Here is a 25,579-nt window from a genome sequence, read left to right on the forward strand (position 1 = left end):
AGGGAAAATAATGCACCATTAAAGTCCGGGATCAAACAACCAGGCTATCTCATCCAAATAAAACAGATTGGCGATCATCTGTATGTCTGTGGTTACGGTGGGCAGACCTAAAGACGTTCGCTAAATGGGAAATGGCAAGCTCTGGATTTGGAGTTCTTTGATGGGCCGAATGCGATTATGGATCCTAAATCAGAGTTGAGTCTGATGAGTAATTTAATGAGCATTAAGGCAAATCGCACGAAAGAAAACTACGATAAGGAGGAGAAACTTCGGCTAGCAAATCTATCCAAAGATCTGTGGGATTTCTCTAGCCTCTCCGAAGACAGCATCTACTTTGCCGGGGAAAAGAAAACTGTCTATTGGTATGACGGTGAGAAAATCACCGAAATCCCGACCGAGGCGGATCGGGGCCTCCTCTCCATCCTGGTGGAAAATGAGGACCGCGTCTGGGTCGCTGGCCGTGATGGGAACTTCCTGGTCGGCAATCACAAGACAGGGTTCCGTGATCTCGACGCGCTGCGTGGACTTGATGGTTGGCCAAGCTTCAACGGCATGACCATGTTCAACGGACGTCTCTATCTCTCCAGCTATGCCGATCCTCGCGGGCTGTTCGTGTTCGACGGCCACCATGTCGAACAAGTGCGCTCCGGTCTTACGCCCGACATCGAGGATGTCTCAGCCGTCGAGGCAGTTGATGGCGTGCTATGGGTCATGGGCCGCAAGGACTTGCTGGGTTATGACGGCACGCACTGGGAGCGCATCGATTTCCCTGGCAATGATCCGCTGAGGTGAGCTTATGAAAAAGGCCAGCTTCACTCGTCTTTGTGCTGTCTCCAAAGGGCATCGTCAACTTAACGGAATGTGGAACTTGATGTGCGAATGACGGGTCATGACAGACCGTGATCCACTCTATCGTCGGCATCGCTTTCCCGCAGAAGTCATTGCCCACGCTGTGTGGCTCTATTTCCGTTTCCCTCTAAGCCTGCGAATGGTTGAGGACTTGCTGGCTGCCCGCGGGATCATCGTATCCCACCAAACCGTCCGGCTGTGGGCGGAGAAGTTCGGCCGCATCTTTGCCAACGAGATCCGTCGTCGGTCATCCGGTCGGCTTGGGGAAAAGTGGCATCTCGATGAAGCCGTTGTTTCAATGCGCGGCAAGAAGCATTGGCTGTGGCGTGCTGTGGATCAGGACGGTTTCGTGTTGGACGTTCTCGTGCAAAGCCGCCGAAATACCAAGGCCGCCAAGCGCCTGATGCGCAAGGCTCTTGAAGGGCCAGGGACGATCGCCGCGGGTGATGATTACAGACAAGCTGCGATCTTACGGCGCAGCCAAGCGGGAGCTCATGCCCGGTGTCGAGCATCGCTCCCACAAAGGGTTGAACAATCGGGCGGAGAATTCTCACCAGCCAGTCCGGCGACGAGAGCGGATCATGAAGCGCTTCAAGTCACAGCGACATCTACAACGATTTGTCTCTATCCACGATCCGATCGCCAACCTGTTTCACATCCCGCGCCACGACATAACCTCCGGCCATCATCGCGAACTGCGCGCGGAGGCGATGAGCCTGTGGGCGAAGATTGCCCGAGCATGAGAAATATCTGCGGACAGCGTCTTTCGCTGGCCCTGCGTCCATTAAGTTTACGATGCCCGATGATGCCTTCCAGGCCATGTTCGCGCGCGGCCGCCAGAAGTGTCACGCCATCTGCTTCAACCTCCTGCGAGACGCGGATCGCTCCTTCGCTTTCGCCGATCAGGTCCTCCAGCAGGTGACGACGTCCGGACAACTCCATCTTCGTCAGGTCATGCCCGTCGAAATACAACAGGTCGAAAGCGTAAACGATCGCATCCTCAGATGACTTCTTGCCTCCGCGCCCGCCAAGTGAACGCTGCAGCGCCCCGAAGTCCGAGCGGCCCTCGGCATCGAGGACGACGGCTTCCCCATCAAGGATGGCGGTCCCGACGCCAATCATGCGCGTAGCGGCGGCGATTGCCGGAAACCTGTCGGTCCAGTCATGACCATCACGGGTGATGATCCGCACCGCGTTTGGCTCGATGTGAACCGCAACACGATAACCGTCCCATTTGATTTCATAGATCCAGTCCGGTCCTGACGGCGGCCTTGCTTTCAACAACGCCAGGCACGGCTCGATGCGATCGGGCATCGGGTAGAAGGGGAGTTGCGGTTGCGCGGGATCGCGTGGTTTGCGTGGTCGCGAGCGGATCGGGAGATTCGCTTCCCGCAAAAGCGGCTGGGATTTTTTGCGCGGCGGCTTTGTCATGACCGGAGTTCAGCAGCAATTGCTTAAAATCGTGTGACATAGGTGGGAAATGGAAGGGAGGACGACGAGGGAGGGGAGGAAGGAGGGGTAGGAAGCCGGTTCGCAAGGACGGTCCAACGGCTGACGCTTCCCTCAATCGCGCCGGTCGCCGAGACCGGGCCAGCTTGACTCGCAAGGCAGGTGTGCCTCGCTCCTCCGCAAGCCAGGTCTTCTCCGGCGCAATTGCAGCCGCCGGCCCGTCCTGCGGTTCGGGAGATGTCTTCGAAAAGAAGATGAGGAGGCAAGGACAGTCCGTCCGTCCGAAGCTCAAGAGGTAATTTGTTGGTTTCCACGCGGAACTGAGCCGGTTTTTCCACCGAGAAGTGAGCCACCTCTGAGTATGGTTTTCTGATCAGGGTTTGGTCAAGGGATTGGCTTTTTCTCCTCTCTTCTGTGCGGCTGCCGCCGAGCTGGCCTTGAAGCGGAAGCTGTCGTTTCCTGTTTCCAGGATGTGGCAACGATGGGTCAAACGATCGAGCAAAGCGGTCGTCATTTTGGCGTCGCCGAAGACGGTGGCCCATTCGCTGAAGCTGAGGTTGGTGGTGATGATGACGCTGGTGGGCATCGTAAACTTAATGGACGCAGGGCCAGCGAAAGACGCTGTCCGCAGATATTTCTCATGCTCGGGCAATCTTCGCCCACAGGCTCATCGCCTCCGCGCGCAGTTCGCGATGATGGCCGGAGGTTATGTCGTGGCGCGGGATGTGAAACAGGTTGGCGATCGGATCGTGGATAGAGACAAATCGTTGTAGATGTCGCTGTGACTTGAAGCGCTTCATGATCCGCTCTCGTCGCCGGACTGGCTGGTGAGAATTCTCCGCCCGATTGTTCAACCCTTTGTGGGAGCGATGCTCGACACCGGGCATGAGCTCCCGCTTGGCTGCGCCGTAAGATCGCAGCTTGTCTGTAATCATCACCCGCGGCGATCGTCCCTGGCCCTTCAAGAGCCTTGCGCATCAGGCGCTTGGCGGCCTTGGTATTTCGGCGGCTTTGCACGAGAACGTCCAACACGAAACCGTCCTGATCCACAGCACGCCACAGCCAATGCTTCTTGCCGCGCATTGAAACAACGGCTTCATCGAGATGCCACTTTTCCCCAAGCCGACCGGATGACCGACGACGGATCTCGTTGGCAAAGATGCGGCCGAACTTCTCCGCCCACAGCCGGACGGTTTGGTGGGATACGATGATCCCGCGGGCAGCCAGCAAGTCCTCAACCATTCGCAGGCTTAGAGGGAAACGGAAATAGAGCCACACAGCGTGGGCAATGACTTCTGCGGGAAAGCGATGCCGACGATAGAGTGGATCACGGTCTGTCATGACCCGTCATTCGCACATCAAGTTCCACATTCCGTTAAGTTGACGATGCCCTTTGGAGACATGACTGCACCCGCCCCGCCAAGCTCAAACATCACCTCAAATCACCTTGCCAAACGGGGGCCATCCAGACATTACAGTGCCGCTCGGATTGCTGTTCTTAAGCCAGTTGGCGATTGGCCGAACGTCTGAGCAAAGACCTTGGCGAAGTGCGACGCATTTCCGAACCCGACCTCAAGCGCAATTTCGACCAAAGGTGCTTTGGACTGGACAAGAAGATGTTTTGCGCGCTCCAATCGCACTCTTCTGTAGATCATTGCCGGAGAATTCTTGGTTTCGTTCATAAAGAGACGTTCAAGTTGTCTTCTGGACAGGCCAACCGCTGCTGCCAGATCCTGGATCGGCAGATTACCCTCGATGTGCTGTTCCATCATAATAAGCGTCGCTCTGATCCTGGGATCGTTGCACTCGATGGACAGCGGTTTGCGTGTTTGAATGGCAAGGGCTGATCGGGCTTTCTCGATGTGAAGAACCTCGAGAGCATTTCTCTCGGCATCCTTGCTGATGTGACGGCGAACGATCAACGCCGCCATGTCAGCGGCGCTACTCCCGCCCACACACGAGCCCCGTGTTCTGTCGAGATTGAAAATACGGTCGGAGCGAACCTGAAGATCGGGGAAACGCTCCCGAAATGCGTTATAATGCAGCCAGCTTACGCATGTGCGATGGCTTTTCATCAAGCCAAGTTCGGCCAGGATAAAAGACCCGGTGCAGACCCCAATCAGTTTGACGTTTTTTGTGGCGGACTTTTTCAAAAATGCAGCCGTTTCCCGGTCGATTGGCTGTTCGTTGTTCAGCAACCCGCCGACGACGACAATAAATTGAAACTGGCTCGGATCTTCTACCAAGTCTGAGGTCGGAGCGACCTGAACGCCACAGCTGGAGGTGATGAGGTGCCGCGTGCTGCCGAGCACATCCCAGTCGGCCAGAACCCGCCCCGAACGATCGAATTCATCGCTGGCGAGGCGCAGCGTGTCCACGAACAATGCGAAGGCCGAAAGCGTGAATGACCTTGCGAGCACGAAGCCGATTTTCAGGCGGTCGACCGGGGCGTTGGTATCGGAGGGCGTCATTCTAAACTCCAATCGGGGCAGGCATGTATCGCGAGGTGCCTGTAAGCCCTACTTTATTTGATCTGGAAGCCGTGAGCCAGAGGATCTCGATCGTCCACGAAGATCGTGTTGTGACCAATGATCCGTGCCCATCCCCCAACGCTCGGCCTGATCCCTTTGAAGGTGCCGACAACGACCTCTTCCTCGACCCGTCCTTCGAAAACAGTGCCGATGATACTTTCCTGGCGAAACGCCTCACCCACCTTCAATCGACCCTTGCCGTAAAGCTGGGCCATTCTTGCCGAAGTGCCGGTCCCGCCCGGGGAGCGATCGATGGCCTTGTCGCCGTAGAATACGGCTCCACGCCCGTCTGCTGCATTGCTTGTCGGCTTATCGCACCAGAGAGCGTGATGAACGCCTCGAATCCGCTCATCATCCGGATGCTGGGGATCGCAGATGTCTGCCAGCGCGTTGCGCAGCTTCACGCTGAGGTCTACGATATCACTGCCGGACATGCCGTCCAGTCCTGCCCACGATGCCTGCGGCTCCACCACGGCATAATAATTGCCGCCATAGGAAATATCGACAATAAGACGCCCGATGCCGGGAATATCAACCTCGACATCTGCTGCGTGGAGATAGCTCGGCACGTTGAACATACGAACGGATTCCACGAATGCACCGGGCTTTTCATAGTGTATATCCACCCGACCAGCCGGAGTTTCGATGGAAAGCTGTCCTTCGACCCTTGGCGTGATGAGGCCTTCCTCGATACCGGCTGTCACCAAGCCAATCGTACCAGCTCCGCACATCGGCAGGCATCCGCTGACCTCGATGAAAATGACTGCGAAATCGCAGTCGTCGCGGTAGGCCGGATAAATGATCGCGCCGGACATGATGTCATGGCCACGTGGTTCGAACATCAGGGCTTTTCGCACCCAGTCATGGTCCCGGACAAACAGTTCCCGACGCTCAGCGATCGGCAAATGCGGTAGAAGTGGACCGCCTCCGGCAACGAGGCGAACCGGATTGCCGCATGTATGGCTGTCGATACAAAAGAAGCTGTGCCGCATGATCGTTCCTTATCAAGTGTCAGGTGCTGGCTGCGCCGGGTGTCCGGCCTCGCTGCAATGCGCCGCGTGACAGTCGATCTAGGAAAATCGCCACCGCGACGATCGCCAATCCTGCCCGCAGGCCGAGACCCATTTCCATGCGGGTCAGTCCGCGTGTGACCTCGGCTCCCAAGCCACCAGCCCCGACAAGACCGGCCAGAACAACAATGGCCAGCGACAGAAGAATGCACTGGTTTAACCCTACGAGCAGCGTGGGCGTTGCCGCAGGAATTTCAATCTTGAACAGGATCGCCCGCGGCGATGCACCGGTCGCCTGACCAAGTTCCAGCAAGTCTTTGGGCACCTGATTGAACGCCAGCGTCGTGAGCCGCAACATCGGTGGTATGCCGTAGACGATCGTTGCGATGATCGCCGGGACCCGCCCGAGGCTGAAAATCATCACGGCGGGGATCAGGTAAACCCATGGCGGCACGGTCTGCATGATGTCGAGCAAAGGGCGGATGACCGCCTCGACCCGTCGATGCCGGGACGCCAGAATGCCAAGCGGAAAGGCAATCAGCACGGAGATACAAACCGACACCGTCACCAGGGCAAGGGTCTGCATCGACGCTTCCCATAGACCCGACAGGAAGCAGAATGACAAGGCAAACGCACTTGTTACCGCAACACGAAGAGTGACGAAGACGGCAGCCAGAGCAACGATGATCAGAATGACGGCATAGAAAGGTAGAAAGAGAAGAATGGTTTCGATACTTCCAAGAACGGCTTCGATGATCTTTGTCACAGTGTTGAAGAAGGGATGGAAATTCGCGTTCAACCAATCGACGGCGGGAGCGAGATAGGCACCCGGCGAAAACCAAACTGTTTCTGGAGTCATGATTTTACTCCCGTGTTACGGTTCGCCGCGCTTTGTGTCAGTCGATCAAGCACCATGGTGAGAATGACAATGGCAATTGCGGCGTTGATCGACGTTGCGATATTCAGCGTTCTGACGGCGCTATAGATGGTTTCACCAAGCCCGCCAGAACCGACGATGCCAGCGATCACCACCATGCCGAACGCCATCATCAGGCTCTGGTTGATCCCGGCCATGACGCTCGGTATCGCGAATGGCAGCCTGATCTTGACGAACATTTGCCAGGACGTCAGGCCGTTGGCCTGTCCCAGTTCAATAAAATCATTGGGCGTTCTGCGGATGCCGAGAGATGTCAGCCGGATCGCCGGTGGCATGGCGACAATGACCGTGGCAAGAAGGGCCGTGGCAGGTCCATATCCCATCAGTGCAATGGTTGGCAGAAGGTAGATATAAGGTGGCAGCGTCTGGATGAGATCGAGCACCGGCTCGACAATCTTGTCGAAGGCTTGGACGAAACCCGCCACGATACCAATGGGAATGCCGATCACCAGCGCCATGAAGGTGGCCGTGATGACCAAGGCCAAAGTGCTCATGGTTTCGGCCCAAAGGCCCATGACTGCGCAGCCCAGCATGGCGACACCGATCAAAAGACCGGCCTTGCTGTTGATCAACCGCCATCCGAGAAGGGCTGCAATCAAGGCAACCACATAGAATGGCGGGAGCTGAAACAGCCAGATAACGCCGCTATAGGTGCCTTCCAGCACCGCTCTGATGGAATCAAACAGCCATGAGGCATGATCGCTGATCCAGTTGAGCGTGTCGTCAATGTGTTCATCAAAGCTGTCTGTAATGACGGAGGTGTCCATGACATTCCCCCCTATGCCACTGCGGTCGGCTGGGCCGGACTGCCTGCGACACCGCAGAGCAGGCCGCGCGTGGTGACAATACCGATAACGTCGCCGTCTTCGGCAATGGCCACGGCATCGCGTTCGGACTGCATGGTCAATGCGATCAGCGCACCGATATCCGCCTCCGGCGTGGTGCGCAAAAGCGTATCAATGTCGGAGCCAGGATGATCACGTTTATAGTCTGCAACGGGGATCATGACGGAATGCGCCTTGACCAGGTGAACTCTGGAAATGCCGGCGACGAATTCTGCGACATAATCGTCCGCCGGCTGCGTGACGATCTCTTCTGCATTTCCGACCTGGACGATAACCCCGTCCTTCATGATGGCGATACGGTCGCCGATGCGGATCGCTTCTTCCAGATCATGGGTGATGAACACGGCGGATTTCCCAAGTGATTTGGTGAGTTGCCGGAATTCGTCCTGAAGCTGGCGACGGATCAGCGGGTCGAGCGCGCTGAACGGCTCGTCCATCAGAATGATCTCGGGGTCGGCGGCAATAGCGCGGGCAAGACCGACGCGTTGCTGCATGCCGCCCGACAGCTCGGAGGGATAGCGCGCCGTCCAGTCCGACAGGCCGACCTTGTCCAGCGCCGCACGGGCAGTCTTGTATCGCTCTTCCTTGCCGACACCTCTGACCTCCAGACCAAAGGCGGCATTCTCCAGCACGGTCCTGTTCGGCAACAGGGCCACGCTCTGGAAGACCATCCCGATATGGCGCGCGCGGATGTCGCGCAGCTGGGCGGCGTTCAAGGCAGAGATATCCTTGCCTTTGACCAGAATCGTGCCAAGGCTCGGTTCGATCAATCTGTTCAGGAGGCGGATCAGGGTCGATTTGCCGCTGCCCGACAATCCCATGATACAGAAAATCTCGCCGCGTCGAACCTGAAGGCTGGCATCTGAGACCCCAACGACACAATCGTATTCCGTCAGGATCTGCTTCTTGGAGAGGCCTCTTGTCTTGACCGCCTCGACGGCGGCTTTCGACCGGGCTCCGAATATCTTCCAGACAGACTGGCAGTCGATGAGGACTTCACTGGCATCATGCATTGACGTGGTCATCGCGTTCCCCGCGCGCCGGTATTGACCGGCATTCTCTTTTGTGGACGTCAGGGCCGGGCCGCCGCCATCACGAAAGCCCGGCCTTCTCATTTTATTCCGATTTGATGTTTTCCCAGCGCTTCAGGAGATCGGCATGGCTGTCAGTCCAGCTCTTGATGGCCTCATCCATGGTCTTGCCGTCGTTAACCGCGCTGTTGATTGCGGCGATGTCGGCAAGCGGCACATACACGCTGGCAATCACTTCACGCGCATGCGGGTTCTGAGCCGAGAAGCCCTTCTGCCCGATCCAGTAGTAGCTCTGCGCTGGCGGGAACACGCCCTTGGGGTCCTTGAGGAATTTGACGTCGTATTTCTGTGCCATCCATGATGGTTCCCAGATCGTCACGGCAATCCATTCCTTGCGGTCGGATGCAGACTTGAGAGCCGCCGTCATCGCAGCCGTGCTGCCTTCAACGAGCTGAAGTTTGAGGCCGTAGTCCTTGACGGCGTTGGCCGCATCCTTCATCAGGCCCGAGCCAGGCTCGATGCCGATGATCTTGCCGCCGAACTTGTCGGCATTTTCGTTCAACTGTTCGACGGAGTCGATGGGGACGTATTTCGGAACAGCGATCGCCTGATACAGGCCGTGCGAGACCGGCGAGATTTTTTCCAGACGCTTCTTGTTCTTGTTCCAGTAATCCTGCGCGACATAATCGGTTTGCGACGCCAAAATCTGGACATCGCCCTTACTCAATGCGGCATAAGCAATGCCCCATTCGGAGAAGGGTACGACTTTCACGGTGTAGCCGGAGTCTTCGAGCACCTTCTTGGTGATGCCGGTGATCGGGGTGAGGTCTTCCCAAGACATCGTGCCGATGGTGACGGTTTTTTCTTCCGCATGTGCAGACAGGGCGGTCATTCCGACCATCGCCGCTGCGCAAAGTGCCTTCCACAGAATCTTCATTTTTCGCTCCTAGTTTTACGTTCCCATTATCGTTGAAGCCTCGCGCATAAGCGCGGTCTCCCCATTGCGCTGCGACGGTTCATCCCTCGCGGCCTGCACGCAATTCCTGCCATTTGATCACGGTGTTGGCGCCGAGCCATGCGAAAGGCTCCGGCGGAAGCCTGCTCGGCTGTGCGTGATCGTTGAACTCTTCGAGATGTGTTGAGGTATTTCCGGTGGCGAGTTCCGCTGTCAGCATGCCAGCCAGCGTGCTTTTCACCGTACCAAGACCGTTTTCGCAGCAAGCCGAGTACAGCCCTTCTTCGATCTCGCCGAAGGCCGGCACATGGTTGCGGGTGAGGCAGATGCGGCCTGCCCAGCAGTGTTCGAACGGCAGGTCCTTCAATGCGGGAAAACGCCTGTCCAGCGACACCCGATGTTCCCGAGCCATTTTTCGCAGACGCTGATCTGTCAGCTTCAGGCTGAAGTCGTAGGTCCACTTGGTCCGCAAAGCGATGCGCGACTGGCCGTTCGATGTGATTTTCCGAACCGTTGCTCCCATGGGATCGGCAGGCAACAGAGCCCATCGATCATGCCCGCTTGCCTTGCGCCCGAAATCCTCTGCCGGGAACGGAGCCGTCATTGAGGCATATCCGAAGAAGTGCATGAGGCGACCGTTGAAATGACCGAAGTCATTGATATGGCCGTTGACGCCCAGAATGACCCTGGGTGCAGAGACACTGCCCCGTGGTGAAGACGCTGTCCATAGGCCGCTTTCCCGCATCAGGGACGTGACAGGCGAGCGCTCGAAGATATCGACCTGCTGCCAAAGCCCGGCTGCGAAGTTTCTGATATAGTCGGCGGGCTGGATGAGCACGGCCCCCGGCGTGTAAATGCCACCGAGGTAGAAATCGGTTCCGGTGATCTCCCGCATTTGTGCCGCATCGAGGAAACTGTGCTTCTCGCCCGCATTCAGCAGGGATTTGCCAAAATCCTCATTTAGCTTCATGCCGCGCTCGGTTGCCGCCGCATTGATCTTGCCGGACGGATCGAACGTCTCGCGTGACATTCCGTATTCCGCCGCAGCTTGCGTTGCAAAGGCAATCGCCGTGCGGTTCTGCGCCATTTCGATGCGGGTATCGTCGGTACTGCCACTTGAATATTCGCCAGACGACAGGTCGTGCGGAACATCGATCATGAAACCGGAATTTCGTCCCGAGCCGCCTTTTCCCACTTCGCTTGCGTCGAGAATGACAATCTTGTCGTCTGGTCGAAGCTGTAGCAGACGACGGGCAGCGGAAAGACCCGCAAAGCCCGCACCGACAATCAGCCAATCCGCAGTCACGTTGCCTTCCAGGCTGCGGAGGGGAAACGAACGCGTGCTGATCGCCTCCCAGCCGGAGACACCATTTTCAACGGGCAAACGTTTGACCGATATTTTGTTCATCGGATTGTCTCATCCACGGAACGCTCGGAAAGGTCGATCCAGATCGTCTTCAGTTCGCAATAATTGTCATGCGCAAAGATCGACTTGTCGCGGCCACCGAAGCCCGATTCCTTGTAGCCACCAAACGGGGTGGAGGCATCACCTTCGCCAAAGCAATTGACGGTGACGAGCCCGGCACGAATGTCACGGGACAACCGGATCGCCTGGCGCAGGCTGCCGGTATAGACCGATGCGGTAAGGCCGTAATTGGTGTCATTGGCCAGCGCGACGGCTTCGGCCAATGTATCGAAGGCGGTCACTGACAGGATCGGTCCGAAAATCTCCTCCTTGAACAGGCGGCTTGAGGGCGTGACCCCATCGACAACAGTCGGCTCAATATAAATGCCGCCATGCGTCGCACCGCCATGGACAACAGAGAGCTTCTCTGTTTTCGCATCATCGAGAAACGATTTCACTTTTTCAAAGTGGGTTTTGCTGACGAGCGCCCCGATGCGGTTTTCCGGATCGAGCGGATTGCCGGTCTTCCATTCGCGCAGATAGGCACCGATCCGCTCTAGCAATTCGTCCTTGATCGTTCTGTCGACAATCAGGCGGGACGTCGCGGAGCAGTTTTCGCCCATGTTCCAGAACGCACCGTTAACGACCTGCTCGGCCACCAGATCGAGGTCTTCGGCATCGGCAAGAACGACGGCGGGGTTTTTGCCGCCGCATTCGAGAACCACTTTCTTCAGGTTGGAATCTGCCGCATAGCGCAGGAAGCGACGTCCGGTCGCCGTCGATCCGGTGAAGGCCACCATGTCGACATCCATGTGCAGACCGATCGGCTCGCCCGCTTCCTTGCCGCCGCCGGTGACGACGTTGAAGACGCCAGCCGGAATCCCTGCTTCAATTGCGAGTTCGGCGACCCGCAGCGTGGTGAGCGAGGTTTCCTGTGCTGGCTTGACAATGACCGAGCATCCCGAAGCCAGCGCCGGACCGATCTTCCAGGCCAGCATCAGCAGAGGAAAATTCCAGGGGAGAACGCAGCCGACCACCCCGATTGGTTCGCGCACAACCATTGCCAGCGCGTTTGGCCCGACCGGATTGGTATTGTCGTATAGCTTGTCGATGACTTCGGCATGGAAGCGGATGGTGTGGATCGTATCGGCCACATCGACTGTCTGGCATTCGCGCACCGGTTTGCCGCTGTCGAGACTTTCCATGACAGCCAGCTCGTGGCGGTTTTCCTCGATCAGCTTGGCTAGTTTCAACAGGGCGGCCTTCCGGTCGCCGGGAGCCAGAAGCCGCCAGCGGCCATCGTCGAACGCCTGCCTTGCCTTGGCAACCGCATCATCGACGTCGCTCACATCACAGGCGGCAATCTCCGCCAAGGTCTCGCCAGTTGCGGGATTGATCGAAGTGAAGGTCTTGCCGGACTTTGCCGGACGAAACGCACCGTCAATGAAAGCGTTGGTCGGCAATTGAAGACTGGCAGCAATGGCCTTGTATTCGGCCACGGTCAAAGGTTCATGCATTGTTGGCTCCCGAGGTGATCTGGGCAACCGTGCGCTTCACAGTCGTGACGACGGTCTCAAGGGTTCTTTTTTCTTCGGCGTTCAGCGGCCGTAGCGGTGCGCGTACCGAGCCGGTCTTCAGGCCGATCAGTTCACAGCCATATTTGATCGACTGAACGAATTTACCGCATTCGAGAAAATCCATCAGCGGCAGCATCGCGGTCATGATCGCGCGGCCCTTGTCGAAATTCTTCTCCAGAACGCAGGCTTCATAAAGCGCGACATGCTCGCGCGGCAGGAAGTTCGAGCCAGCGCAGACCCAGCTTTTTGCTCCCCAGGCGAAGAATTCGAGCGCCTGGTCGTCCCATCCACAAGACAGGCCGATATGAGGAAACTTCCGGGCCAGAAGGTGAAGGTTGGCCATGTCGCCAGAGCTTTCCTTGATCGCCACGACATTTTTGGATTTGCCAACCCGGGAAAAATATTCATCTCCCATCACCACACCCATACGGGCTGGATAGTTGTAGAGCATGATCGGCAGGTTGGCGGCGCGATCTACCGTCAGCGCATGAACAGCGTTCTCGCGCTCTGTTGGCAGCGCATAGGGCGGAGACGACACCAGGATGGCGTCAGCACCAATGTCTTTGGCAGCAATGGCGTAGGCCACGGAATCTTCCGTTCTGGTTGCTCCAGTGCCGATGATAAGTGGAATTCTGGTTCCGATCACGTCTTTTGCATGGGCCGCAAGATCAAGGCGCTCTTGGGCGCTCTGGGCGTAATATTCACCCGTTGAACCGCCGACAATGATACCATGAACCTTCGCTTCGATGAGCGATTCAAGGACGGCGGCAAAGCCTTCACGATCAATCTGCCCATCTGGCCCAAGCGGTGTCACCGCCGGGGTATAGATACCTTCGAATTTCATGATAATTTCTCCATCGATTGCATTGGCGTATCGACCAATGCGTCCGCCTTAAGCGCTTGGGGAGCGATGAACATTTCCATGTTCTCGCGTGACAATTCCCAGTGTTCAAACACGAGATCAACGACGGCATCTTCGTCACGCGCGCTGATCGCGGCGATAATGCCGTCGTGGTGTCCGACTGATTTTTGTAGCCGATCATGCATGTCTGCGTTGCGCGGCCTAAAGAATGTATGGCCGATACGGCCGTGATCGATCAGCAGCCTGCCAAGGCTTGGCTGAAGATATTCATTGCCTGACATCTCGCCGATGATTGCGTGAAACCGGTTGTTCGAAAGCGTCATGGCCAGAGCATCCTGCGCAATGCTCGCCTCGCGAAACCGTTCCTGGGTGATCTGAAGGTCGGAAAGCTGTCCGGGCTTGAAGTTCTGGACCGCAAGTCGCCCAACGGCGGCGTAGATCATCGGTGCAACAAGGAAGAAGTGGCGCAGCGTCGAATGGTTCATCGGGATAACCCGCGCACCCTTGTTGGCGCGGATATCGACATAGCCTTCCCCTTCCAGACGCCGGAAAACTTCCCTGACGGGTGTCCGCGAGAGGCCGTATTTTTCACTCAGCGATACTTCGTCCAGATCTTCGTCCGGATCGAGTTCCATCGTCAGAATTTGGCGCTTGAGATCATCATAGAGCTCGCCTTTGCCACCCTTCATCCCAGTTCCCCGTCATCAACTTGTCCGCCCAATGGGCGCCGTTGGTTTATGACAACAAAATTTGCATGACGTCCGGGCTATGTCAACGGTATTGTATTTTATAAGTACACAATTATTTCAAACAAAAGAATACAGACCAGAAACTGTCATGAGTGACGGGGATAATTTGCTGAGATGCCGTCAATGCGAAAGCCATGTGAAGCTACCGTTTCAGCGCGAACGGTGGCTTTGCCTCCGCACCCTAAACATTGCCAATCAGAACCATGGAGGCTATGCCATTGCCTGCACCGCGATCTGTCCGAGTGTTGGCGTGTCGGCATGGGCAGGTGGACGGTGATTGATCTCCCGAATGGTCGCAAAGCGATTGAATGGCAATTGCTTTCCGTGTGACGAGGATGTGAAATGAAAGTCGGGAAGAGCAGTCTCTACGACGATCTTAAACGTCAGATTCTGACGATGGAACTCGATCCGGACGAGGATCTGGACGAAGTCAGCATCAGCGAGAAATATGGACTGTCTCGCACACCTGTGCGTGACATTTTCCGCCGTCTTGCGGGTGAAGGCTATATCGACATTCGAGAAAACAGAGGCGCTCGGGTCGCTCCCTTGAACCATTCGACGCTCAGACACTTCTTCCTCGTTGCGCCGATGATATACGCGGCCATCGGTCGGCTGGCGGTTCAAAATTTCAAACCCAAGCAACTGTCCGACTTGAGTGACACACAGGAACGATTTCGTGCCGCTAGCCACAGCGCTGACACCCTGGCGATGGTTCTGGAGAATAACAGATTCCACGCCATCATGGGCGAAATGTCCGGTAACGTTTACCTGCAACCGAGCTTAAGACGTCTTCTCGTGGACCATGCCCGTATAGGGCAAACCTTCTTCCGTCCGCGAAATGATGACATGCAGCAGCGTCTTCGGTTGGCAACCCAACATCATGATGGCTTTATTGCATCCATTAAAAGCCATGATGAAAATTCTGTGGTTGATCTCGTTTTCCAGCATTGGGAATTGTCACGAGAGAACATGGAATTGTATGTTGTGCCTGATAACATGACGGCAGATTTACCTGTTAAATTGGCACCGTAAAGTTAACCGACACGGATCAAAAATATTGGGCTCGGCTTTCGCTTATGCGGTTTGCAGGCATGCGATTTCGTTCCACATCTGCATGGCCCTGGTTCTCAGTTCGCGATGATTGTCTGATGAGATCTCGTGGCGTGGAATGTGAAAAAGGTTGGCGACAGGGTCATGAATTGAAACGAAACGCTGGAGATGTCGCGCTGATTTGAAGCCCTTCGTGATCCGTTTTCGTCGCCGGGTCGGTTGATGGGAATTCTCCGCCCGATTGTTCAGTCCTTTGTGCGAGCGATGCTCGACGCCGGGCATGATGTCGCGCTTTGCCGCGCCATAGGATCGCAGCTTGTCGGTGATCACCACGCGCGGCGAGTGCCCCTGTCCTTTCATAAGCTTTCGCATAAGACGTTTGGCGGCCTTGGTATCGTGGCAGCTCTGCACCAGCACGTCGAGAACGAAGCCATCCTGATCGACGGCCTGCCACAGCCAGTGTTTCTTGCCGCCAATGGAGATGGCAACCTCATCAAGAGGCCATATGTCGCCAAGCGGACCGGTGGATCTTCTTCGGATGTCATTGGAGAAATGTCGGCCGAATGTCTCCACCCAGAAACGCACGGTCTGGTGCGAAACGATGATCCCTTGCGCCGCCAGCAGATCTTCGGCCATGCGCAGACTGAGCGGAAAACGAAGATAGAGCCACACGGCGTGGGCAATCACTTCAGCTGCAAACCGATGGCGACGATAAAGGCGTTCACGAGGGACTTGGGTCATACTGAAAGATCGCACAAGTCTACCGCCGACACGTTAACTTTACGGTGCCCACCAACTCCCTTCATAAAACGTATTTTGAATTACAGTTTCGCTCCAACGCCTAACAACCTGGTTGAGGAATTCGTCAGTGTATTCGCCATAAAGATATGTAATGCTCCTTCCCGGATTGGAATTAGATTTCACCGATGTAAACACCGTGATCATCATGCAGGCAGCGTGATCCGGCATTCAAATTAGAGGCAGAGGCTTAATGGACGTGGCACACAACTTGATCCCGCAAGATTGGAAATCATGCTTTTAAGAGACACACGCCTCAGGGCTTTCCATACTGTCGCAAGTCAAGGGAGCTTCACGGGTGCCGCAAGGCATCTGCTGCTCACTCAACAAGCCATTTCATTCCAAATAAAATCCCTTGAAGATGAAGTGGGCGGACAATTGTTTACGCGCGACGGTCGGGCGATAGAGTTGACCGATCTCGGTCAGTTACTTTTCTCCCATGCGCAGCGAATTCTCGATCTCTATGGTGAAGCGGAGGCGGAGTTGTCATCCTTCACGAAAGATCTTCGTGGACGCTTGAGGATTGCCACAACGAATAGCCTCGCGAAATATGTAATGCCGCGAGCAATAGGAGCTTTACGAACGCTCAACCAAGACGTCAAAGTCACGATGGAGGTCGGCAACAGCGACTATGCGCTTGGATGCTTGCGCAACGATCTTGCAGATGTTGCTTTCTGCAGCGACGGTCCGGATCAACTGGAAAATTATCAAGCAGAGCTCTTTTTCCAGGATGAGATCGTATTTATCGTCCCGGGTGATCATCCCTGGGCAAAAACCAAGCAGGTCGCCTTCGCCGCTTTCTGCGCCGCCCCTATTATATTGAGAGAGGAAGGTTCGGGAACCCGCTCTCTCATAGAACGCGCAATGACTGAGAAATCCACATCGCTAGACCAACTCGATATCGTGTCCGTCCTCGGTAGCGCAGAAGCCGTCAAGGGTGCCGTCGAAGCAGGGGCGGGCGTCGGAATGGTCTCTCGCTTGTCGCTTAGGAGAGAACTGGCCGATGGTTCTTTGGCCGCAGTTCGGATTGAGGGTTTTCGATTGCTGCGGAACTTCTACATCGTCAGGCTTCGTCAGAAACCAATCCACCGCCGTGTGCAGCAATTCATCGAACTTGCTCGCCAGGCTGTCGCCTGATTTACCGGAAAATCCAGTGGGTGCACATCCAAATACGGCGATTTGCGTCCGTGTACGGTTCGCTTTGGATAGCACGAGAGCGGCAGTCCTACCTACAAGTATTTGAAATTAAAAAATATATTGACATGTTTTGAATATATCCGCTTTGAGGGCAGTATATTTGTGCTGCATTGCAAAATTTCGATTGAAATCTGACAACTCTTGGTAGAGCCTCGTATTTGTGAAGGTTTTATGAAGGAAGGATGACAATCATGCGAAATCTTGATGGCAGTAGTTCCGAGCTTACATCCAACACCACGAACATCTACTCCAACCCCCTGCGCAATCTCATCCGCCCGGAGAAGCTGAGCTTCCTGATGGAGGCGCATGACGGACTTTCGGCTGCTATCGCCGAAAAGGCCGGTTTCAGCGGCCTCTGGGCGTCAGGGCTGTCGATATCCTCGAGCCTTGGCTTTCGTGATGCGAACGAGGCGTCATGGACACAACTCGTCGATGTCGTCGAACGAATGGCGGACTCAGTGGATATTCCCATTCTTGTCGATGCCGATAGCGGGTTCGGCAATTTCAACAATGCGCGTCTGGCGGCACTGAAACTTCGCCAGCGCGGCGCAGCAGGTATGTGCCTCGAAGACAAAGGCTTTCCCAAGATGAACTCGTTCATCGGTGACCGGCACCCGCTGGCCGAGATCTGTGAGTTCAGCGGACGTCTTCGTGCCGTCAAGGATGCTATTCCTGAAAGTGATTTCGTCCTCGTTGCCCGGATCGAAGCGCTGATCGCCGGTCATGGTCTGGACGAAGCCTTGACCCGCGCTCACGCTTATGCCGACGCCGGGGCGGACGCTATTCTGATCCATTCGAGAAAAGCCGAACCGACGGAAATCCTCGCTTTCGCTCGTTCCTGGCAGAACCGGTTGCCGGTCGTGATCGTTCCGACCAAGTATTTCCGTACTCCGGTTTCCGAGTATCGGGCGGTCAACATCGCCACGGTGATCTGGGCCAATCATAATATGCGGGCGGCGATCTCGGCGATGCGCAATGTCTGCGACCGGATTATTCGAGAGGAAAGCATTGCCGCTGTCGAAGGCGAAGTCGCGACGCTTGAGGATGTCTTTTCGCTGCTGAAGTACGGCGAACTGGCAAAGGCAGAGGAACGCTACCTCCCTCACTGACCAAACCCACCAAAAATCCTCCCGACGTGAGTAACCTGAATGACATGAATTTCTCGGGCACATGGCCCGACCGAACCGAAAAGGAGCCAGTCATGAATGTCTTGAGCCCTCTACCCAATGCCCAGCCGGCGTCTGCCATGAACGGCAATTCGACCGAAATCCCGGTTTTCCGCGGCCTCGCCGGCGTCTATGTCGATTTCACGACGATATGCGAGATCGACAACGACACGGATCAACTGCGATACCGTGGTTATGATATCGCGGACCTCATCGAGCATTGTACCTTCGAGGAAGTCGTCTCGCTCCTTTTGTTCGGCGAACTGCCAACGCCCGCGCAGACAGCCAATATTGCGGAGGCGCTGCTGGTCAAACGCGAGTTGCCGGCTCCCATCTATGACCTTGTTCGGTCCTTGCCACGTTCGACCGAACCCATGGCAGCTCTCAGAACGGCGGTCTCGGCGCTTGGGTGCTATGAGACAGAAGGGCAGAGCCTTGAGGAAACACGGCTGAGCGCAATACGGCTGCTCGCCCAGATCCCGCTGGCTATCGGCGCTTTCGAGGCGCACCGACGCGAACGTCCATGGCTCGATCCTCTGACCGGCAGAAGTCATGCCGCGCACGTGCTTCAGCAGCTCACGCTGCAGGATCCGGACGAGCAGGATGCGCAGGTCATGGATAAGGTTCTTTCCATTCATGCCGAACATGAACTGAACGCCTCATGCTTCTCGGCCCGCGTCACTGCGTCCACTCTATCCAATCTCGCGGCGTCGGTTACCGCCGCGATCGGCACGCTTTCCGGATCCTTGCATGGCGGCGCAAACGAGCGCGTCCTCATGAACGTCCAGACCATATCCGATCCGGAGCGGGTAGATGCATTCATCGATGGTGCCCTCTCTCGCAAGGAGAAAATCCATGGTTTCGGACAACGTGGCTGCGCCGGTGAAGATCCCCGGGCCGTCATCCTGCGTGGAATGGCGGAAGACCTCGTTCAACGGAAAGGCGACGACAGCGTCTTCAAGGTTCTGACAAGGCTCCACGAAGCGATGTCGACACGACGGAAGCTGTGGCCGAACGTCGACTTTTATTCCGCAAGCGTACTCTATAGCCTCGGTGTTCCTCGAGATCTCTTCACGCCGCTGTTTGCTTCAAGCCGCACGGCTGGCTGGAGCGCTCATATCCTCGAGCAGTTGGCGGACAATCGTCTGATCCGGCCGAAAGCGAAGTATGCGGGACCCGAATTGCGCAGCGTTCCGCTGCGTTGAACTTCAGAGAGGTCGCAATGAACGTTGCGACCTCTCGTTTAAGGGTTTGAATAATGGATATCACACTTGCTCAATACGGCCTGGTCGCCGCCTTCGCCTTCGTTGCGGCTGTCCTGGGCGGGATTGCCGGTTACGGGACAGGGCTGCTGTTGCCGCCGATTCTTGTTCCGATCATTGGCGCAGAAGCCGTCGTCCCGGTCATCAGCCTTTCGGCTCTGCTGACAAATTCCAGCAGATTGGTGGCTTTCTGGAAAGACTTCGATGGAAAGAAGGCAGCTCTTGTCATTGTCGCAGCCTTACCGACCTGCCTTCTAGGTGCTTATGGATACACTAAACTCTCCGGTGCAAATGTGACAATCCTGATCGGCGTCTTGCTGATTATCCTGGTTCCTCTTCGGCGCTATGCCAACCGTCTTCATGGCCATCTGCGAACCCGTGGGTTGATTGTTGCCTCGGGCGGTTACGGCGTTCTTGTCGGAGGAACGTCAGGATCGGGTGTTGTGCTGCTTTCCATCCTGCTGGCGACGGGATTGCAGGGTGTCTCGGTGATCGCGACGGATGCTGGGATTTCGCTGATGCTGGGCGTCGTCAAGACATCGGTTTTCCAGGCGGCCGGCAATCTGACCTTGCCCCTCTGGATTATGGCGCTGCTGATCGGCCTTTGTGCGACCCCGGGTGCGTTCATTGCCAAGCGTCTATCTTTTCGCCTGTCGTCGTCGTTCCACACGGTGATACTTGACGGCGTTGTCGCCCTTGGCGGTGTCATGCTTGTCGTCCAAGGCTTTCGCGCTCTTTAAATGGCGTCGCTCTCGATTGTGTTTGCCCGCTGGACAAGTTGCCTCATGAAGTCAGCGAGGTGTGGCATCTCGGAAAAATGACGGCGGCGCAGTTCCACATTCAGCACCGTTCCGGACTTGAAGGGGAGTGGAGGAAGAATCTCCATCCACGGTATCGCACCCAATCCAGGCGGCAGGTGGAGATCGCCCATCCCATAGGCAACGTCCTCTCCTACACTGTGGCCACGAATATAACGTGGCCGACCGAAGCTGTCGTGAACATGCACATGGCCCGCCACATCGGCGAAGCGACGAACCGCTGCCTTGAAATCCAACCCCCTGAACTGCGTCATGATGAATGCGTGGCTGAAATCCAGCGTGCCAACGACATATGGATGCCCGATCGCCTCGATCTCATTGGCGAGCCGGAAGGGATCGGCCGTATACATGTCGTCTTTCTCGACGAACAATGTTTCCACCCCGATCCGGACGCCGAGACGCTGCGCGCGTTCGGCGAACATTCCAAGTGTGTTCCGTTCTATGGCGTGAAGCCGATCAATTTCCTGCACTGGGGCTGCTGGTATGACCGCCGCGTGATGAACCAGGATGCTCGCCCCGACAATTCCGGCAAGCTCTAGCATCGCGGCAAAGACATCACGATGAAGAGGCAGGTTGGCCTCATCCATGAAATTCACCGCAAGCGCGCCATGAACGGTATAGCGGAGATTTCGCGCAGCACAGATTCGGGCGAGCTTCTCGGCCTTTTCCGGCAGGATTCGACGGTTGACGATCAACTCGTAGCGGGCAAGATTGAGTTCGCAATGCGTCGCGCCGGTATCCTCGATCCGTGCGAGGATGTCCGGGAGATCGGAAAGATCGGGGCTGGCGTCGCCGGAACTGAAGCCGAACCCGGCGATCTTCGGAACATCGGTCGTCATACCACCGTCTCCACTTTTTCGATGGCCTGGCGCGGAAGCCGTCGCAGGATACGAACCATAGGAGGCCCCAACAGGGAGAGAAAGCCCAGGATCAGGAGCGACAGGGACAGAGAATGCGAGACAAAAACGCCGAGGTCCCCTTGGCTGATTGCCATGGCACGTCGGAACTGCTGTTCAGCCATGGGGCCGAGGATCATGCCGACAATGAGGGGTGTTTGTGGAAAATCCAGTCGCCGCATGAAATAGCCGAGCACACCGAAGGCATAGAGAACGACAAGATCGAATGCCGACTGGCTGATCGCGTAGGTACTGATTGTCGAGAGGACAAGAATGGCCGCAAGCAGAGGTGGTTGCGGGATGGTCAGCATGCGCGCCCAGACACGGGCAAGCGGCAGATTGAGAACCAGAAGAAAGAAATTTCCGATCAGGAGGCTCGCCACAAAACTCCAGACGAGATCGGGTTGATCCTGCAGCAGGAATGGGCCGGGCTTTAATCCATAACCTTGAAGTGCGGACAACATTATCGCCGCAGTTGCCGACGTCGGTAGCCCGAGGGTCAAGAGTGGCAGTAGAACCCCGGCTGTCGATGCGTTGTTGGCGGCTTCGGGACCAGCGACGCCCTCGATCGCGCCATGGCCGAATTCGTGCCGTCGCCGCGAGAATGTTTTTTCGACGAAATAGCTGATGAATGTTGGAATTTCGCCCCCACCTGCCGGTAAGGCACCAAGCGGAAACCCGATAAATGTTCCTCTCAACCACGGTCGCCAGGAGCGGCTGAGATCCTCGCGGGTCATGCCGATTTTGCCGGAGATGGGTTGGGTTGTGCTATGTTCTTCGAGTTGCGGGTGGAGTGCCAGGTGAAACACCTCGCCCACGGCGAAGAGGCCGACAGAAATGGTGGAAAGGGAAAAGCCGTCGAGAAGCTCCATGGCACCGAATGTCATCCGCGCCTGGCCTGTCTGGAGATCAAGACCGACGAAGCCTGCCAGAATTCCAATCGCAAGACTGGCGAGGCCTCGGGTGATGGATCGTCCAACAAGCGCGGTGGTGGTCGAAAAGGCGAGGACTGCCAGCATAAAATACTCGGCAGGACCGAATTTGAGTGCGAACGACACGATGACGGGCGCCACGAAGGTCAGTGCAATGGTGGCGATCGTCCCGGCGACGAAAGAACCAATCGCGGCGGTTGCGAGAGCGGCGGCCGCGCGTCCCTTGCGCGCCATCTGATATCCGTCGATCGCGGTCATCAGGCTGGTGCTTTCGCCCGGCATGTTCAGCAGAATAGAGGTGGTGGAGCCACCATACATCGCGCCGTAGTAGATCCCGCCGAAAAGGATGAAGGCCGATATCGGATCGCCCTGAAATGTTAGCGGCAAAAGAAGCGCAATGGTTGCAGAAGGTCCTATCCCGGGCAAAACACCGATCGCCGTGCCGAGCGTGACCCCGAGGAGGCTCCACAATAGATTGACAGGTGTTGCCGCGATCCAGAAACCGTGAAGCAATTGATTGAACGTATCCATGTGGCAATTTACCAGGTGATGCTGAGAAGGCCGGTTCCGAGATCGACGCCAAGCGCGTGGACGAAAACCAACTCAAGCGTAAGACTGAGGATGAACCCGAAAAACAGGCTTCGGAAGAAAGACCTCGCTCCCAGCGCCCTTGTGATCGCGCCAAAGAGAATGGTTGATGCCGGTGTGAAACCGATGGGTTCGATCAGGGCAAGGCTTGAGAGAACACCGGTCACGAGCCAAACGAGGGCTGCGGGGCGAAGCCTGCCTGGGGAAGGACTGAATGCCTCGCATTCCCAACGTCCCGTTAGGGCGTGGACGCACAATACGATACCCGTCACCACGAGGAGGAGAGAGACTGCAAGAGGAGCAGTTTCCGGTCCAACGATCTGCTTGGTTGTAACATGTATCGAAAGTGCCGAGACCGCAGCGATGGCTCCCGCCACGGAGAGAAAAATTCCGGCGGCAAGGCCGAGAGGGAATGGATGAAACACTGTCATCGTTTACGCCAATCCGAGCGAGGACAGCGTATGGCGATAGAGGTTCGCCTGCTGCTCGACGAAGGTTTCATAAGCGGCACCTGGAAGATAATAATCGATCCAGCCCCGTTTTTCGCTTTCCACCTTCCATGCGGGATGGCTGACCATAGTATCGACCATCGCAAGCATATGGTCGCGATCCGCTGGTGAAATAGCCGGTGGTCCTTGTACGGCACCCCAGCTGTAAAAGACGACATCGAGATTCTGATCGCGCAATGTCGGTACCGATATCCCGGCGGTGGGCTGATCAGCTGTGATGCCAAGGCACCGTATCTGACCGGAGCGGATCTGTTCTGAAAATTCTGACCATCCCGATGACGCCATCGTCACGTGCCCGCCAAGCAAGGCGGCAAGAATTTCGCCGCCACCGGTAAACGGCACGAAGTTGAGGCGTTTGGGATCGATACCAGCAGCTTTTGCGACCATTCCCGCGATAAGGTGGTCGCCACCCCCGATCGATCCTCCCGCCCAGGAGACAGAGCTGGGATCCGCACGGAGAGTTACGAGAAGATCATCCAGACGATTGAAGGGTGAAGAGACTGGTACGACGAGCGCGTTGAAGGTGCCGAACAGTCGTGCCAGGGGCGTCGTCGCGCCAAGGTCTATTTGAACTTTGTTCGCGATAATGGCGCTGACCATCGTGCTGCCTGAAGCGAGCCAGGCATCGGCACGCCCGTGAAACTCTTCGATGAATTTCGCGAGCCCAACCGTGCCTCCAGCGCCCGGAATGTTGGTTATCTGCGCGCTGTCGATCAGTCCCGCAGCGCGCAGGACGGTTTCAAAGCTTCTGGCCATGCCGTCATAGCCGCCGCCGACAGATCCAGGCGCGATGATGCGCAGGCGTCCGGGCGCGGCTATTGCCTGGCCGGCGGCGAACGACGGACGGATGCCTGAAGCAGCAGACAGCGCGAGCACAGATGCATTTTTGATGACGTTTCGACGGCAGATCATTCCGGTCCTCCTGATAAACTTGCCGAACTGTGTCCGTTGGAGACCCGACGGCGCGGTAGTGTATGCGCCCTCGGGGCCTTGAAAGATCAAGCAAGCCCGAGGCTTTCAAGCGTTGTCCGAAAGATCTGCGACTGCTCCTGCACGAACGAGGCAAACGCATCCCCGGGGAGATAAAAATCGATCCAGCCCTGTCTTACGATCTCTGCTTTCCAGGCATCGCTCTTGATCATGGCATCGACAGTGGCGAGAAGATTTTCGCGTTGTTGTACATTGATGCCCGGCGCGCCGAGCAGCGCGCGCCATGTATAGAAAACGAGATCGACGCCTTGCGAACGGAGGGTCGGGGCAGTGATTCCAGTCTCGTCCTTTCCGGCTGTAACGCCCAGGCAGCGTACCTCGCCGGACCGAACCTGTTCGGCGACCTCACCCCATGTCGACGATGCCATCGTGACATGTCCGCCAAGAAGGGCGGCCAGAATTTCTCCGCCGCCCGCGAAAGCCACATAGTTCAGCCGCTTGGGATCGACACCGGCCGTTTTTGCGAACATGCCCGCAATCAGGTGATCGCCACCACCGGTCGAGCCGCCTGCCCAGGAGATTGTCTCTGGCGCGTTGCGGAACGCGGACATCAGACCATCGATGGTCTTGTAGGGGGAGCTCGCCGGCACGATCAAAGCATTGGCGGTTCCGTAAAGACGGGCGATCGGTGTTGCAGCAGAAATTTCGACTGACGTCTTGTTGGCGATGATGGCGCTGACCATCGTGCTGCCAGCAACAAGCAGCGCGTCGTCGTGGCCGCGGTACTGCTCAAGAAACTTCACCAGCCCCACAGTGCCCCCGGCACCTGGAATGTTTGTGATCTGGGCACTATCGATCAGTCCTGCTTCCGTCATTAGCCTTTCGCATACCCGTGCTGTTTCATCGTAGCCGCTGCCAGCAGCGGCAGGTGCGACGATGCGCAATCGTTTGATACGGCGCGTTTGGGCCAGAGCGAGATGCGGCGGGAGCACGGCAAATGCGGCTGCCACAGCACCTGTTCCTGCGAGTGTTTTCAACAATGTCCGACGCTCAATCATATGATCCTCTTTTGGCCGAACAAGCAGCCGTTGGGTGGAGTGATTTGTGATAACTCGAAAATAACAGTTGTGTGACAGAAGCATGAAGTTTAAATGAATGTATTGTTCAGTAATGTACTTATAACTTGCTGTTTCATTGCGAGTATTTCATTCCGAAATAAACATCGAACGGTCA

General features: G+C 56.5%; 24 protein-coding genes and 4 pseudogenes. 8 read left to right on the forward strand and 20 right to left on the reverse strand.

Going from position 1 to position 25,579, the window contains the following annotated elements; genetic code table 11:
- Positions 1 to 216 precede the first annotated feature (216 nt).
- From AVCG78_RS22240 to AVCG78_RS27340, 3 genes and pseudogenes are all read left to right on the forward strand, one after another.
- A complete protein-coding gene (locus AVCG78_RS22240) occupies positions 217 to 792 on the forward strand; it encodes a hypothetical protein (RefSeq protein ID WP_071205040.1) in 576 nt (191 codons plus the stop codon).
- Between the two features lie 97 nt (positions 793 to 889).
- Positions 890 to 1,300, forward strand: a pseudogene (locus AVCG78_RS27335) (IS6 family transposase); the annotation flags it as partial.
- Positions 1,296 to 1,592, forward strand: a complete 297-nt coding sequence (locus tag AVCG78_RS27340) for a DDE-type integrase/transposase/recombinase (RefSeq protein WP_409065503.1) — start codon at positions 1,296 to 1,298, stop codon at positions 1,590 to 1,592. The pseudogene AVCG78_RS27335 and the gene AVCG78_RS27340, both read left to right, overlap by 5 nt.
- 49 nt (positions 1,593 to 1,641) lie before the next feature.
- Here the strand turns inward: AVCG78_RS27340 and AVCG78_RS22250 are convergent.
- From AVCG78_RS22250 to AVCG78_RS22310, 14 genes and pseudogenes are all read right to left on the reverse strand, one after another.
- A pseudogene (locus AVCG78_RS22250) lies at positions 1,642 to 2,280 on the reverse strand (ATP-dependent DNA ligase); the annotation flags it as partial.
- Between the two features lie 391 nt (positions 2,281 to 2,671).
- A pseudogene (locus AVCG78_RS22255) lies at positions 2,672 to 2,878 on the reverse strand (ATP-binding protein); the annotation flags it as partial.
- Positions 2,879 to 2,936: 58 nt separating this feature from the next.
- Entirely contained in the window at positions 2,937 to 3,233 is a 297-nt protein-coding gene (locus AVCG78_RS27345; RefSeq protein WP_409065503.1) for a DDE-type integrase/transposase/recombinase, read from the reverse strand.
- Positions 3,229 to 3,639, reverse strand: a pseudogene (locus AVCG78_RS27350) (IS6 family transposase); the annotation flags it as partial. The gene AVCG78_RS27345 and the pseudogene AVCG78_RS27350, both read right to left, overlap by 5 nt.
- A 131-nt stretch (positions 3,640 to 3,770) precedes the next feature.
- Positions 3,771 to 4,769 (reverse strand): GlxA family transcriptional regulator, encoded by a 999-nt coding sequence (locus AVCG78_RS22265; protein WP_071585400.1) that lies wholly within the window; start codon positions 4,767 to 4,769, stop codon positions 3,771 to 3,773.
- A gap of 53 nt (positions 4,770 to 4,822) precedes the next feature.
- On the reverse strand, positions 4,823 to 5,821 hold the full coding sequence (locus AVCG78_RS22270) for a 4-hydroxyproline epimerase (RefSeq protein WP_071205833.1): 999 nt from the start codon (positions 5,819 to 5,821) through the stop codon (positions 4,823 to 4,825).
- 19 nt (positions 5,822 to 5,840) lie between these two features.
- A complete protein-coding gene (locus tag AVCG78_RS22275) occupies positions 5,841 to 6,698 on the reverse strand; it encodes an ABC transporter permease (protein ID WP_071205835.1) in 858 nt (285 codons plus the stop codon).
- Positions 6,695 to 7,543, reverse strand: coding sequence for an ABC transporter permease (locus tag AVCG78_RS22280; protein ID WP_071585401.1), 849 nt, complete (start codon positions 7,541 to 7,543; stop codon positions 6,695 to 6,697). The genes AVCG78_RS22275 and AVCG78_RS22280 overlap by 4 nt, the downstream gene beginning before the upstream one ends.
- Before the next feature lie 11 nt (positions 7,544 to 7,554).
- Positions 7,555 to 8,646: a quaternary amine ABC transporter ATP-binding protein gene (locus AVCG78_RS22285; RefSeq protein WP_071205870.1), complete on the reverse strand. Its 1,092-nt coding sequence runs from the start codon at positions 8,644 to 8,646 to the stop codon at positions 7,555 to 7,557.
- Positions 8,647 to 8,737: 91 nt separating this feature from the next.
- Positions 8,738 to 9,589, reverse strand: a complete 852-nt coding sequence (locus AVCG78_RS22290; RefSeq protein ID WP_071205839.1) for a glycine betaine ABC transporter substrate-binding protein — start codon at positions 9,587 to 9,589, stop codon at positions 8,738 to 8,740.
- Positions 9,590 to 9,668: 79 nt separating this feature from the next.
- Entirely contained in the window at positions 9,669 to 11,015 is a 1,347-nt protein-coding gene (locus tag AVCG78_RS22295; protein WP_071205841.1) for an NAD(P)/FAD-dependent oxidoreductase, read from the reverse strand.
- Positions 11,012 to 12,529, reverse strand: a complete 1,518-nt coding sequence (locus AVCG78_RS22300; RefSeq protein WP_071205843.1) for an aldehyde dehydrogenase — start codon at positions 12,527 to 12,529, stop codon at positions 11,012 to 11,014. The genes AVCG78_RS22295 and AVCG78_RS22300 overlap by 4 nt, the downstream gene beginning before the upstream one ends.
- Positions 12,522 to 13,433: a dihydrodipicolinate synthase family protein gene (locus AVCG78_RS22305; RefSeq protein ID WP_015918384.1), complete on the reverse strand. Its 912-nt coding sequence runs from the start codon at positions 13,431 to 13,433 to the stop codon at positions 12,522 to 12,524. Before AVCG78_RS22305 ends, AVCG78_RS22300 begins: the two co-directional genes overlap by 8 nt.
- Positions 13,430 to 14,140 carry a GntR family transcriptional regulator gene (locus AVCG78_RS22310; RefSeq protein ID WP_071205845.1) on the reverse strand — a complete coding sequence of 237 codons (711 nt, stop codon included), beginning with the start codon at positions 14,138 to 14,140 and terminating at the stop codon, positions 13,430 to 13,432. Before AVCG78_RS22310 ends, AVCG78_RS22305 begins: the two co-directional genes overlap by 4 nt.
- 402 nt (positions 14,141 to 14,542) lie before the next feature.
- Between AVCG78_RS22310 and AVCG78_RS22315 the strand changes: the two genes are divergently transcribed.
- A complete protein-coding gene (locus AVCG78_RS22315) occupies positions 14,543 to 15,232 on the forward strand; it encodes a GntR family transcriptional regulator (protein ID WP_071205847.1) in 690 nt (229 codons plus the stop codon).
- Between the two features lie 42 nt (positions 15,233 to 15,274).
- Here the strand turns inward: AVCG78_RS22315 and AVCG78_RS22320 are convergent, their stop codons facing one another.
- Positions 15,275 to 15,991, reverse strand: a complete 717-nt coding sequence (locus AVCG78_RS22320; RefSeq protein WP_071205849.1) for an IS6 family transposase — start codon at positions 15,989 to 15,991, stop codon at positions 15,275 to 15,277.
- A 291-nt stretch (positions 15,992 to 16,282) separates the two neighbouring features.
- Between AVCG78_RS22320 and AVCG78_RS22325 the strand changes: the two genes are divergently transcribed.
- The 4 genes from AVCG78_RS22325 to AVCG78_RS22340 all read left to right on the forward strand — a co-directional run bounded on the left by AVCG78_RS22325 (position 16,283) and on the right by AVCG78_RS22340 (position 20,413).
- A complete protein-coding gene (locus AVCG78_RS22325; RefSeq protein WP_071205852.1) occupies positions 16,283 to 17,185 on the forward strand; it encodes a LysR substrate-binding domain-containing protein in 903 nt (300 codons plus the stop codon).
- 356 nt (positions 17,186 to 17,541) lie between these two features.
- On the forward strand, positions 17,542 to 18,354 hold the full coding sequence (aepX, locus tag AVCG78_RS22330) for a phosphoenolpyruvate mutase (RefSeq protein ID WP_234665186.1): 813 nt from the start codon (positions 17,542 to 17,544) through the stop codon (positions 18,352 to 18,354).
- A 92-nt stretch (positions 18,355 to 18,446) separates the two neighbouring features.
- Positions 18,447 to 19,616, forward strand: coding sequence for a citrate/2-methylcitrate synthase (locus AVCG78_RS22335; protein WP_174089760.1), 1,170 nt, complete (start codon positions 18,447 to 18,449; stop codon positions 19,614 to 19,616).
- Between the two features lie 53 nt (positions 19,617 to 19,669).
- The gene (locus AVCG78_RS22340) at positions 19,670 to 20,413 is read left to right on the forward strand and encodes a sulfite exporter TauE/SafE family protein (protein WP_071205854.1); all 744 of its coding nucleotides are present in this window, start codon (positions 19,670 to 19,672) and stop codon (positions 20,411 to 20,413) included.
- Here AVCG78_RS22340 and AVCG78_RS22345 read toward each other — a convergent pair.
- The 5 genes from AVCG78_RS22345 to AVCG78_RS22365 are packed head-to-tail and all read right to left on the reverse strand — an operon-like array spanning position 20,410 to position 25,404.
- On the reverse strand, positions 20,410 to 21,330 hold the full coding sequence (locus AVCG78_RS22345) for a sugar phosphate isomerase/epimerase family protein (protein WP_071205856.1): 921 nt from the start codon (positions 21,328 to 21,330) through the stop codon (positions 20,410 to 20,412). The genes AVCG78_RS22340 and AVCG78_RS22345 overlap by 4 nt on opposite strands.
- Positions 21,327 to 22,850, reverse strand: a complete 1,524-nt coding sequence (locus tag AVCG78_RS22350) for a tripartite tricarboxylate transporter permease (RefSeq protein ID WP_156583087.1) — start codon at positions 22,848 to 22,850, stop codon at positions 21,327 to 21,329. The genes AVCG78_RS22345 and AVCG78_RS22350 overlap by 4 nt, the downstream gene beginning before the upstream one ends.
- A gap of 8 nt (positions 22,851 to 22,858) precedes the next feature.
- Positions 22,859 to 23,338, reverse strand: a complete 480-nt coding sequence (locus tag AVCG78_RS22355; protein WP_071205860.1) for a tripartite tricarboxylate transporter TctB family protein — start codon at positions 23,336 to 23,338, stop codon at positions 22,859 to 22,861.
- A gap of 3 nt (positions 23,339 to 23,341) precedes the next feature.
- A complete protein-coding gene (locus tag AVCG78_RS22360; protein ID WP_139191514.1) occupies positions 23,342 to 24,418 on the reverse strand; it encodes a Bug family tripartite tricarboxylate transporter substrate binding protein in 1,077 nt (358 codons plus the stop codon).
- The gene (locus AVCG78_RS22365) at positions 24,415 to 25,404 is read right to left on the reverse strand and encodes a Bug family tripartite tricarboxylate transporter substrate binding protein (protein WP_071205862.1); all 990 of its coding nucleotides are present in this window, start codon (positions 25,402 to 25,404) and stop codon (positions 24,415 to 24,417) included. The genes AVCG78_RS22360 and AVCG78_RS22365 overlap by 4 nt, the downstream gene beginning before the upstream one ends.
- Positions 25,405 to 25,579 lie beyond the last annotated feature (175 nt).

The organism is Gillisella vitis, assembly GCF_021559775.1.
In the GTDB taxonomy this organism is placed as follows: domain Bacteria; phylum Pseudomonadota; class Alphaproteobacteria; order Rhizobiales; family Rhizobiaceae; genus Allorhizobium; species Allorhizobium ampelinum.